Source organism: Streptomyces sp. NPDC050549, from assembly GCF_040655035.1.
GTDB lineage: Bacteria > Actinomycetota > Actinomycetes > Streptomycetales > Streptomycetaceae > Streptomyces.
This window is the reverse complement of sequence record NZ_JBFAJD010000006.1, coordinates 311,109-321,019: the sequence shown is the minus strand read 5'-3', so window position 1 is coordinate 321,019 and position 9,911 is coordinate 311,109. Positions and strand designations below refer to the sequence as shown.

At 70.0% G+C, this 9,911-nt stretch carries 9 protein-coding genes and 1 pseudogene; 6 read left to right on the top strand and 4 right to left on the bottom strand.

Going from position 1 to position 9,911, the window contains the following annotated elements:
• Nucleotides 1-135 precede the first annotated feature (135 nt).
• Nucleotides 136-597: a helix-turn-helix domain-containing protein gene (locus AB0I51_RS12730; RefSeq protein WP_362974189.1), complete on the bottom strand. Its 462-nt coding sequence runs from the start codon at nucleotides 595-597 to the stop codon at nucleotides 136-138.
• 829 nt (nucleotides 598-1,426) lie between these two features.
• On the opposite strand from AB0I51_RS12730, the gene AB0I51_RS12725 reads away from it, so the two are divergent.
• The 3 genes and pseudogenes from AB0I51_RS12725 to AB0I51_RS12715 all read left to right on the top strand — a co-directional run.
• Entirely contained in the window at nucleotides 1,427-3,055 is a 1,629-nt protein-coding gene (locus AB0I51_RS12725) for a serine/threonine-protein kinase (protein WP_362974187.1), read from the top strand.
• Entirely contained in the window at nucleotides 3,052-3,807 is a 756-nt protein-coding gene (locus AB0I51_RS12720; protein ID WP_362974185.1) for a hypothetical protein, read from the top strand. The genes AB0I51_RS12725 and AB0I51_RS12720 overlap by 4 nt, the downstream gene beginning before the upstream one ends.
• 435 nt (nucleotides 3,808-4,242) lie before the next feature.
• A pseudogene (locus AB0I51_RS12715) lies at nucleotides 4,243-4,380 on the top strand (NAD(P)/FAD-dependent oxidoreductase); the annotation flags it as partial.
• 189 nt (nucleotides 4,381-4,569) lie between these two features.
• Here the strand turns inward: AB0I51_RS12715 and AB0I51_RS12710 are convergent.
• The 3 genes from AB0I51_RS12710 to AB0I51_RS12700 all read right to left on the bottom strand — a co-directional run bounded on the left by AB0I51_RS12710 (nucleotide 4,570) and on the right by AB0I51_RS12700 (nucleotide 6,469).
• Nucleotides 4,570-4,815, bottom strand: a complete 246-nt coding sequence (locus tag AB0I51_RS12710) for a DUF6174 domain-containing protein (protein ID WP_362974213.1) — start codon at nucleotides 4,813-4,815, stop codon at nucleotides 4,570-4,572.
• A 318-nt stretch (nucleotides 4,816-5,133) separates the two neighbouring features.
• The gene (locus AB0I51_RS12705; protein ID WP_362974183.1) at nucleotides 5,134-6,135 is read right to left on the bottom strand and encodes a tyrosinase family protein; all 1,002 of its coding nucleotides are present in this window, start codon (nucleotides 6,133-6,135) and stop codon (nucleotides 5,134-5,136) included.
• A gap of 1 nt (nucleotide 6,136) precedes the next feature.
• Nucleotides 6,137-6,469: a hypothetical protein gene (locus AB0I51_RS12700; RefSeq protein WP_362974181.1), complete on the bottom strand. Its 333-nt coding sequence runs from the start codon at nucleotides 6,467-6,469 to the stop codon at nucleotides 6,137-6,139.
• Nucleotides 6,470-6,939: 470 nt separating this feature from the next.
• Between AB0I51_RS12700 and AB0I51_RS12695 the strand changes: the two genes are divergently transcribed.
• The 3 genes from AB0I51_RS12695 (at nucleotide 6,940) to AB0I51_RS12685 (ending at nucleotide 9,902) form a co-directional block, all read left to right on the top strand.
• Nucleotides 6,940-7,368 carry a hypothetical protein gene (locus tag AB0I51_RS12695; protein WP_362974179.1) on the top strand — a complete coding sequence of 143 codons (429 nt, stop codon included), beginning with the start codon at nucleotides 6,940-6,942 and terminating at the stop codon, nucleotides 7,366-7,368.
• A gap of 126 nt (nucleotides 7,369-7,494) precedes the next feature.
• The gene (locus tag AB0I51_RS12690; protein WP_362974177.1) at nucleotides 7,495-8,646 is read left to right on the top strand and encodes a PLP-dependent cysteine synthase family protein; all 1,152 of its coding nucleotides are present in this window, start codon (nucleotides 7,495-7,497) and stop codon (nucleotides 8,644-8,646) included.
• Nucleotides 8,646-9,902, top strand: coding sequence for an MFS transporter (locus AB0I51_RS12685; protein ID WP_362974175.1), 1,257 nt, complete (start codon nucleotides 8,646-8,648; stop codon nucleotides 9,900-9,902). Before AB0I51_RS12690 ends, AB0I51_RS12685 begins: the two co-directional genes overlap by 1 nt.
• Nucleotides 9,903-9,911: the final 9 nt, after the last annotated feature.

The window sequence follows — 9,911 nt, the reverse complement described above, 5'->3', positions numbered from 1 at the left end:
TCAGCGTCCACCGGACGCTGAACCGAACGGCAACGACGATCACTCCTCACCCACATACTCCATGACCTGCGGAAAGAGGATGTGACACAGGCACTGAGCCGGACAGCCTCTGCAGCCCGGCGCACCGGGCAGGACTCAGGGACCACAGGTCGGATCGGTCTCCGTCCGTCGTCCGGTGTCCGCGCCCAGCAGCCGGTGGCCCGTGGACGTCACCGAGTGCCGTACGAACTGCCCTTCCCGGTGGCTCGCCACCAGTCCTCCGTCCCTCAGGACGGCGAGCTGGTAGCTGGCACTGGGAAGGGCGATGCCCACGGCCCGCGCCACTTCGGACGTGGTGCGGGTACGGCCATGTGCCACCTGGACCAGCACGGTGGCCCGGGTACGGCCCAGTAGCCGCTCCAGTCCGCCACCGTCGGGGGCCACCGTCTCCAACGACCGTACGGCGACCGGATGGACGAGGACCGGCCCGAGGGTGGGGTCGGCGAGCGCCGTGGGCCTGCGCCGGCAGAAGTAGGAAGGAAGGAGCAGCAGACCCCGGCCCGCCGGATGCAGGTCCCGGTCGACGGGGTAGTCCACCTCCGGGCAGGGGGATGCCATCGGGCGAACGGCAGACTCTCCGGCAGAGCGCGGACACCGCCGTCCAGGAGGGTGCGGGTCCGCACGTCGACCTCGTCCTGCACGGCCCTGCGAACCTGCTCCCACCGCGGTTCGAGCAGCGCCTTGGAGGAGACCTCCAAGGCGCTGACCAGCGATCCCATACCGCGGTCTCCCGGTCTGCCGAGCGCCGTCGTCCACGCCGGGAGAGGGCGGGCGCCGGCGAGGACGCCCAACTCCCGCTGCAGACGGCGGCGGGGCGTCGCGCGTCCCTGTGCGAGGGCAGCGGGCAGACCCCCGTCCGAGACGGACGGGGTGAGGAAGTCGGGGATGTAGCCGGCGGGCGGGACGAGCGTCCCCAGCAGGCGCAGCGCACGGCGCGCCTCCAGGTCCCCCACCGTCCGCTCGAGGACGCCGCGGCGCCACGCCCCGAACTCGCGCGGCCCCTGATTCGTGGCCAGCCGGCAGGCGGCGCAGACGAGCTCCCGCAGCGGATCGGGACGCCGGGCCACGCGGATGCTCTGTAAGTCGAGTGGCGTGAAGTGGATGCGGAGCACGCAGGCCTCTTTCGTGGTGGTGGGGGGGGGTTGGCCGAGGCGATGCGCGACAAGGGTCGGCGAAGCGGTACGGGTCATGAATGGGGACGAGCGGCGAGCGCCCTTGGGTTGACTGCTCTGTCGCCACCGGCAGACCCGACCGCTCACGCCGACGACGGAGGACCGGCATTGTCCTGTTCCGCAACCGCCGTGGCTGAAAATGTGTCTCTCAACGCAATGGTCCAGCCGCTTCGGGAGTTGGCCAGGTACGGCGGCAAGCCGTCTGGGGGGATGACGTGAGCACATGGGTGGTGCCCGGATACACCGAGTCTCTCGAGCTCGGGTCTGGCGCGAGCGGCCGCGTCGTGCTGGCCGTGCACGCGGACACCGGCGTACGGGTCGCGGTGAAGTACCTCAGCGAGTCCCTGCGCACGCGGCCTGGTTTCGTGCACGATTTCCGGGCGGAGGCGCGCCTGCTCGGCGGACTGCAGAGCCTGTACGTGGCCGGCCTGTACGAGTACGTGGAGAGCCCGCAGGGCGCCGCCATCGTCATGGAACTGGTGGACGGTGTCTCGTTGCGGACGCTGCTGACCCGTCAGGGGCCACTCGCTCCCGAGGTCGCGCTCGTCCTTCTCAAGGGATCGCTGCTCGGTCTCGCCGACGCACACCGCATCGGCGTCGTCCACCGCGACTACAAGCCGGAGAACGTCCTGGTCGAGACGGACGGATCGTCCAAGCTCGTCGACTTCGGTATCGCGGTGGACACCGGCACCAGCGCGGGTGTGGCCGGAACCCCGTCCTACATGGCCCCCGAGCAGTGGACCGGCGCCCCCGCCTCCTGCGCCGCAGACGTGTACGCGGCCACGGCCACCTTCTTCGAGTGCCTGACGGGGCACAAGCCGTACTCGGGCGACAACATCGCCGAACTGGCCCTGCAGCACGTCGACGCCCCCGTCCCTGTGGAGGAGGTCCCCGCAGCGGTGCGCGAACTGGTCCGTCGCGGTCTGGCCAAGGAACCGGACCGACGGCCGGCACAGGCCGAGGCGTTCGTGACGGAACTGGAGGCGGTCGCCGGCGCCGTATACGGGGCCGATTGGGAGGAACGCGGCCGCGCCCGGCTCGCCGCCCTGGTGGCCCTTCTGGCGCTGCTGCCCTCGGCCCGCTCCCCCCGATCCACCACGGACACCGCCCGTACGGTCCTGAGCCAGGCACCACGCCACGACTGGGCCCGGTCATGGCGACCCGGCCGACCCGGCATGCTCGTCTCAGCTGCCGCCGTACTCCTGGGCCTCCTGCTCACGTACGGAATGCATCACGCTTCGGCAGGCGCCGCCGAGCGGACCGCCGATGCCCTGGCCACCACCACGGCCCGGGCCGGCACCGAAGCGGCGCCGCCCACCGCCCCGCCCACGGCGCCCAGCCCATCAGATGACCTGTCGCCGACACCCGGTGTCTCCCCCTCGGGCCCGTCGGCCACCCCGACCGGTCTGCCTTCCGCCTCCGTCACCGGCTCACCCACGCAGTCGACGACGCCCAGCGAGGCGACCACGTCCACGCCGGCGACACCGACGACCGCCTCTTCCACCCCGCCTGTCGCTCCCGCCGTCAAGAACGTCGCGGTATCGGCCTTCAGCCAGACGGGCCCCACGACCTCCACCGCGACCATCACCATCACCACGGACGGCAGCGGGCCGATCTCCGTCACCGTCTCGTGGTTCACGAACACGGCGAGCGGAGGGACCGGCTCCCCCGACGGTGCGTCCCAGACCTTCGAGCGCAGCGGAGCCACCCAGTACACGATCGCCGTCGACCACACCTTCCAGAACGACGGCTGCTACTGGACGGTCCAGGCCACGACCACTCCGGCACCGGCTTCCGGCGGCGCCTCACAGCAGATCCTGACCAGGCAGTGTGAGATCCGATGACTGCTCAGAGCGACAACACGCCCACGCCGGCGGTAAAGAGTGAGGAGCCCACGCGGGCGTTCGCTCCCGCCGACGCGCACAGCACCACACTCCATCTCGGACCCACCGAAGGCCACGTCCCCGACGACCGGACCTCCGGCCCCGACAGCGAGTACAGCGCCACCGTGCTGGCCAGCCACTGGATCCAGCGACCGGAAACGGACGACACCCTCGTCGAACCGGTCCCGGCGAGCGTCTCCCCGACCCGGCCTGACCGCGTCGAGGGCAGCGTGCTGTGTTTCGGGCCCGGTGTGACGGCCGCCGTCGCGCACCGCACCGTCCAGACGCTTCCCGCCACGTCGTCGGCTCCCGCGCCCTGCGGTCGGAGGCTGCGCAAGAACGCTCTGCCGACGCTGCTGGTGGTAGCCGTCCTCGTCTTCCTGGCCTGGCAGCACTTCGGGCAGTCCGTGGCGGTCACCCAGGTTGCCGTCACGGCGAGGCCGACGGTTCTGGGATGCGACAGCACCGCGGACATCGTCGGTCTGGTCACCACCAACGGCCATCGCGGCACCCTCTCCTACCGATGGGTCCGAAGCGACGGAACGGCGTCCGACGTCCTGCACGAGGTGATGGTCCGGGGGCAGCGACACACTCGCCTGCACCTTCGATGGACCTATCAGGGACACGGCCACCGTGCGGCGTGGGCGGAACTGCGCATCCTGTCTGCCGGTCACCGGGCGACCGCCGCCCACTTCTCGTACGACTGTCCGTGACGGCCGACCGGGATCGTCCGCCGACTCCGCCCTTCCGGGGCGGACAACGCACGACCAAGATCCGGACCATACACGGGCCTACCCACGCCACCTGCCCCCGCTCACCGAGGTCGGTGCAACGACTGGCAGCGCCGCGTCAGTACGCTGCTCTTCGCATCGCGCTGCGTCACGGCGGAGCGTGTCGAAGGGAGTGGTACCGATGATGGATCTTGGACTTGAAGATCAACCACATAGCTCCCGTAGCCCCCGCCTCCCACAGGACAGGTGATACAGGCAGGACTCTGGCTCCATGATGGGTGCGTTATTGGGAGGGTGCTTGTGTCCCGTGTGTGCCGCCGCGTGTGGTGCCGGTGGCGGTTGTCCGGGCCGGACTGTTTTCCCTTCTGGGCGTTGGCGCGTACCGGAGGGTTCCCGCACCTGGACCCGCGGCTGCAGTCGTCCGTGCCCGGCCTGCAATTCACCGGTATCCCGACTGCGGCCACCTTCGGCCCGCTGCTCCGGTTCACCTGCGGCAGCGAATTCGCGGCACCGCGGTTGTCGGCCGCCGTCGCACAGCGCCACGCAAAAGCGTAGAGTCCGGCGGGATCCGCCGGATGTGCCCCGGTGGATCCCGCCGCACCCGTCGTCCGACGGATCTGTGTCCGCGTCATCCCGGCGCGTCGACGTCCCGCCGTTGTCCCCCTTCCAGCACACCGGGCGGGAAGGTCGCCAGAACCTGTGGACAGGTGGGTTCGCCGAGCTCCATCAACCGACGGTCGGGTCCTAGGAGCTGATGACGTACAGGGCCTCGTCGTCGATGGCGTTCTTGTCCCAGTTCAGGTTGATCCGCACGGGGTGCCCGTCGGCCGCGTACTCCGCCTCCGCTGTGTCCGCCTTGTCACTGCGAGCCTTCTCCGGCCTCGTCAACAGCGCGCGGATCGTGCCCCTGGGACAGTTCCGCTCCAGAGCACGGCGGCGAACGTCGGCTCCACAACGATGTATTGCGCCGCTGCACCAACCACCACGCATCGTCGCCGCCGAGAACAGCCAGTCCGGCGAGAACCCCGCCGATGATGACACCGGTCGACCTGTTGTCGTCCGCCACCACTGGCGGCATTCCGTTCGGGCGGGTGCCGACAGCATCTCCGCGTCCCACCGCGCACTGCTGGCTGCTGGCTGCTGGCTGCTGGCTGCTGGAAGTGACCGAGCTACTGTCGCTACGTGTCCCACGCCTGGGCCGCACCTTGAGGAAAATCGCCCTGCTGTTCCTCGCCCTGAGCAGCGAGGCAGGGAACCACCATCCGGCTTCATCGTTGGAACCGTGCGCCAGACGACTCACCTACGGATTCAGGGCAGTACGTCGTACGCGTAGATCGCGGAGATGTCCATCACGCCTCGGGGCGTATCGCCTGCGCCGAGCGGGGACACGATCCGGTCGTCGATCCGCTCCCCCTGATAAATGGCCGCTGGGGCCGTCATGTCTGGGGCGTAGAGGCGGCCGTAGCGGTTCATCCAACCCTCCCAGATGCGGTCCACGTTGCAGTGGTGCAGGAAGAACACCGGGTCATTGGGTGAGGTGGCGGGTGCCATGTCGCCGCCGACCCACAGATGGACCTGGTTGTGCAGGTGGACCGGCTGCGTCGGCGACTGCGGGATGAAGCCTTCGAGTCGGTTGCGGAACCCCTTCGAGGAGGCGTTGAAGGCGAGAGTGTCGTACCGGTCCACCGGGTTGCCGCCGGGCGGCGTGAAGGCGAGGGCGCCCTTTACGTCCGCGCTCGTCGGCAGGGTCGGCCAGCCGGCCGGCCAGGCCCGTGCGAAGTCCCGGTTCAGACCACGGTCGGTCTGGGCGAGCATCCCGCTGAGGTCGCTCTCGATGCGCACCGTGAAGCTGGTCGGATCGGCGGGGTCGAACGCGAAGGGGCCGTCGGCGATCGGGGTGCCCTGCCCGCCCATGTACACGGGTGTCCAGATCGCGGCGCCGGTCGGCGAGCCGAGGTCCCCGTCGGCCGACCAGTCCCAGTAGGGCAGCGCGAAACCGGCTTTGCCGAGCACCCGTTGGAGGTTCGCCTCCAGGACGGTCAGCATCACCCGGTGCCACGGCAGGAAGATCGGCCCCCGGTGGGCCGCGTTCCGCGCGTACGGGTTCCCGCCCGGTGGGACGGGGGTCGTCATCGTCAGGCCGTGCCAGATCACGAACAGGTCGTAGGTGTGCACCGGGGCGGTCGGACCCGGGATGTCGAAGTCAGCGGTGGTGAACTGACTCGCCTCCTGCTTCAGCAGGCCCACACCGTGGACGTAGTCGTCACGCGAACTCTGGTCGGTCACGATGTTCTTGCGGACCACGGGCATTTCAGGCACATCCCCCGAAGCGGTCGGGGTAGTTGGCGATCAGCGCCCGAACGGTGTCCAGCGCCGAGGCAAACTGGTAGTTGGGCAGGCCGTGGCAGTACAGCGTGCCGTTGTCGTCCACCTGGAGGTCGGCCTTCACGGGCTTCCCGTCCACGGTGACCTCGTACGTGGTGGTCACCACGATCCGGTGCCCCTCGTACTCGGTCGTGCGGACGGTCTCGGCCGGGCCGTGCGGGTGGTGCACGGGCGGCATGGGCAACCCGGCCAGATACCTTCCGAGCCCGTCAGGCGCAGCGGCAGCGGTCAATTCCGCCGGGTCGATGACTGGGTCCATGGCGATCTCCCTGGCGGTGGCGGCTCCTCCGAGACCCGCTGCGGGCATCCCCTGCTTCCACCATCGCGCCGGAACTCGCCCTCTGCATCCCCACCTCCTCTCCCGCACCGGCCGTGCCAGGCGATGACCGAGGCCGACGGGGCAGGGCCCGACAGCACGACCGCCATGGCCGAAGGACCTGCGCCTGAGCCGCCGACGGGGCGGCGTTCAACAGCGGTCGTATGCGGCATCGCGATCTTCTCGTGTGGTCCTGCCAGAAACCCGCTGCCGACCGGCAACGCTTGGAAAGAGCCGATCCACGGATGGACTCACCCGTTTCGGCCATCGGCCTGTGTTGTCAGTCCTGGCACCAGCCACTGGCTGAGGGCTTGCGAGGCAGGCGCCTGGCGGACGCGATCCTTGCGTGGGCGCGCGTCGGCCACACCTCAGTACACGCACTTTATGTGCGTGATCGATTACCTTCTGTATCGATGAAGGTCTGGTCGGTACGCCGCAACATCCGCCCCGGGGGACGAACCGGGGCGGCCCTCGTGGTGTTGCTGGCCGCGCTGATGCACCTGCTGGCGTGTGCCCATGGCCCCGGCCCGGCGGGTGCCGACGCCATCCGCGTCGTCTCCGCCGCCTCTCTGGGCCCGTCCTCCCGGTCGGCTGCCGAAGCGTACGCCGAAGGGCAGGATCCCGCCGAAGGTGGCGGGCACCACTGCTCGAACCTGGACGAGCCGACGACGCAGCCGCCGCGTGACATCACTCCGCTCGCCGAAGCGGTCGCTCATGTGCTGCCCGCTGAAGGCATCGACGCGCTGTCCGGTGGAGAGCGGAAGCGACCGCCAAGGTTCCCGGATCCCGCAGCGTCCTCCGTCGAGCCAGAACGGTCCCAACTGGGCGTGTGGCGGACCTGATCGCCTCCTGAGCCGCAGCCCTGGACGGCACCCGCACGCCTGGCAACGGCTCCCGATCAGTCCAGCCTCCTCCACCACTCAACGGCAGGCAGCCGCTGACGCCGCCGGCCGCGGGAGAAGCACGCCATGAACCAGACCACCCCCACGCCGAACCTCACCTCGCCCGCCCAGCTCCTCGCCGACGCCAAGCGCCCGACGCTCACCCCGGCCGGGTTGGTCGGCGACACCCCCGTCCTGTGGATCGGCACCCCCTTCACAGCCGCCGGCCGCGGCTTCTGGGCCAAGCTCGAAGGCCACAACCCCGGCGGCATCAAGGACCGCACAGCCCTGCACATGGTGGGAGCCGCCCACGAACGCGGACAGCTGTTGCCCGGGGCCCGCATCGTCGAGTCCACCTCCGGCACGCTCGGCCTCGGACTGGCCCTCGCCGGTGCCACGTACGGCCATCCGGTCACCGTCGTCACCGACCCCGGCATGGAACCCCTCATGACCGGACTGCTCACCGCGTACGGCGCCGAGGTCCACCTCGTCGACACCCCGCACCCCACCGGGGGCTGGCAGGAAGCGCGCCGACGACGCGTCGAGGAACTCCTCGCCGCACACCCCGCCGCCTGGTGCCCCGACCAGTACAACAACCCCGACAACGTGGCCGCCTACACCCCACTCGCCCACGAACTCGTCGCCCAGCTCGGCCGGATCGACACGCTCGTCGTCTCCGTCGGCACCGGCGGCCACTCGGCCGGTATCGCCTCTGTCCTGCGCGGATACTTCCCTCGCCTGCGGGTGGTCGGCGTGGACACCACCGGCTCGACGATCTTCGGCCAGCCCCCGGCGACCCGTCTGATGCGCGGCCTGGGCAGCAGCATCTTCCCCCGCAACGTCGCCTACGACCTGTTCGACGAGGTCCACTGGATCGCCGCGCCCGAGTCCGTGTGGGCCGCGCGCCAACTCGCCCGGCACCACTACGCCACCGGCGGCTGGAGCGTCGGAGCAGTCGCACTCGTCGCCCGCTGGCTGGCCCGCACCCAGCCCGCCGAGGACCGGATCGTCGCCGTCTTCCCCGACGGCCCGCAACGCTACGTCGGCACGGTCTTCGACGACATCTACTGCCACGGACACGGCCTCCTGGGCCACCTGCCCGTCGACGACCCGGACGAGATCGCCCACCCCGCCGACCGGACCGTCACCCGCTGGACGCGCTGCACCCACATCATCGACCCCCTCGCCACGGCTGACCGGAGGGACGTCGACTCCGGCGCCCTGGCAGGAGCTGCCTGATGAACAACACCCTGTGGCGGCAGACCCGTTCCTTCCCGCCCGCGGCGCGGATGTTGATGGCCAACCAGTTCGCCATCAACCTCGCCTTCTACATGCTCATGCCCTACCTCGCCGCCCATCTCTCCGAAAGGCTCGGCCTCGCGGCCTGGGCGATCGGACTCGTCCTGGGCGTACGCAACTTCTCCCAGCAGGGAATGTTCCTCATCGGCGGCACCATCGCCGACCGCTTCGGCTACAAGGCCCCGATCATGGCCGGCTGCCTGCTGCGCACAGTCGGCTTCGGCCTTCTCGGCTGGGTCGACAACCTGCCCGCCCTGGTCGCGGCCTCGGCTGCCACCGGCTTCGCAGGCGCCCTGTTCAACCCCGCCGTCCGCGCCTACCTCGCCACCGAAGCCGGTGAGCGACGCGTCGACGCCTTCGCCACCTTCAACGTCTACTACCAGGCCGGCATGCTGCTGGGCCCGCTCGTCGGACTTGCCCTGCTGGCCGCCGACTTCCGCCTCGTCTGCACGGTCGCCGCCGCGATCTTCGCCGTACTGACCGTGATGCAGTGGCGCGTACTGCCCGCACGTCGCGGCTATGCCACGGCGTCGACGCCGGGCGGTGTGCTGGGGCAATGGCGCACGGTTGTGGCCAACCGACCCTTCCTGCTTTTCGCCGTCGCGATGATCGGCTCGTACGTACTGACCTTCCAGATCTACCTGGCACTGCCCCTGGCCGCGACGAACGCCCTCGGATCCAAGGGGACTTGGGCGACGAGCGGACTGTTCGTCGTCTCGGCGGCAGTCGCTGTCCTGGGTCAGCTCCGGCTCACCGGCTGGGCAAAACAAAGGTGGAGCCCCGAGCAGGCAATGGTCCGAGGACTGGGCGCGATGGGGCTCGCCTTCCTGCCCCTGGCCCTCACTCCACTGGACGCCACCGTCGCTGTCCGCACCGCACTGGTGATGACGGTGGCGCTGCTCGCGGCCGGCGGTGCGGTGGTCTACCCGTTCGAGATGGACACCGTCGTCACGCTCTCCGGCAACCGCCTCGTCGCCACCCACTACGGCCTCTACAACACCGTCTCCGGCCTCGGCATCACCCTCGGCAACCTGGCCACCGGCGCCCTCTGGGACTTCGCCGAACGGCACGAGGCACTCTGGCTGACGTGGTGCACGCTGACCGTCACCGGGCTCGCCTGCGCCGCCTCCGTCGCCGCTCTCGCCCGCAGCGGACGCCTGACTGTACGGAAGGAACCTCAACTCGCCCCCGTCTGACGCCTCGAG

Excerpts from the sequence above, each read along its gene's own strand:
- AB0I51_RS12705 (WP_362974183.1), bottom strand. The coding sequence starts at position 6,135 with ATGCCCGTGGTCCGCAAGAACATCGTGACCGACCAGAGTTCGCGTGAC.
- AB0I51_RS12710 (WP_362974213.1), bottom strand. The coding sequence starts at position 4,815 with ATGCGTGGTGGTTGGTGCAGCGGCGCAATACATCGTTGTGGAGCCGAC.
- AB0I51_RS12700 (WP_362974181.1), bottom strand. The coding sequence starts at position 6,469 with ATGGACCCAGTCATCGACCCGGCGGAATTGACCGCTGCCGCTGCGCCT.
- AB0I51_RS12730 (WP_362974189.1), bottom strand. The coding sequence starts at position 597 with ATGGCATCCCCCTGCCCGGAGGTGGACTACCCCGTCGACCGGGACCTG.
- AB0I51_RS12685 (WP_362974175.1), top strand. The coding sequence starts at position 8,646 with ATGAACAACACCCTGTGGCGGCAGACCCGTTCCTTCCCGCCCGCGGCG.
- AB0I51_RS12690 (WP_362974177.1), top strand. The coding sequence starts at position 7,495 with ATGAACCAGACCACCCCCACGCCGAACCTCACCTCGCCCGCCCAGCTC.
- AB0I51_RS12720 (WP_362974185.1), top strand. The coding sequence starts at position 3,052 with ATGACTGCTCAGAGCGACAACACGCCCACGCCGGCGGTAAAGAGTGAG.
- AB0I51_RS12695 (WP_362974179.1), top strand. The coding sequence starts at position 6,940 with ATGAAGGTCTGGTCGGTACGCCGCAACATCCGCCCCGGGGGACGAACC.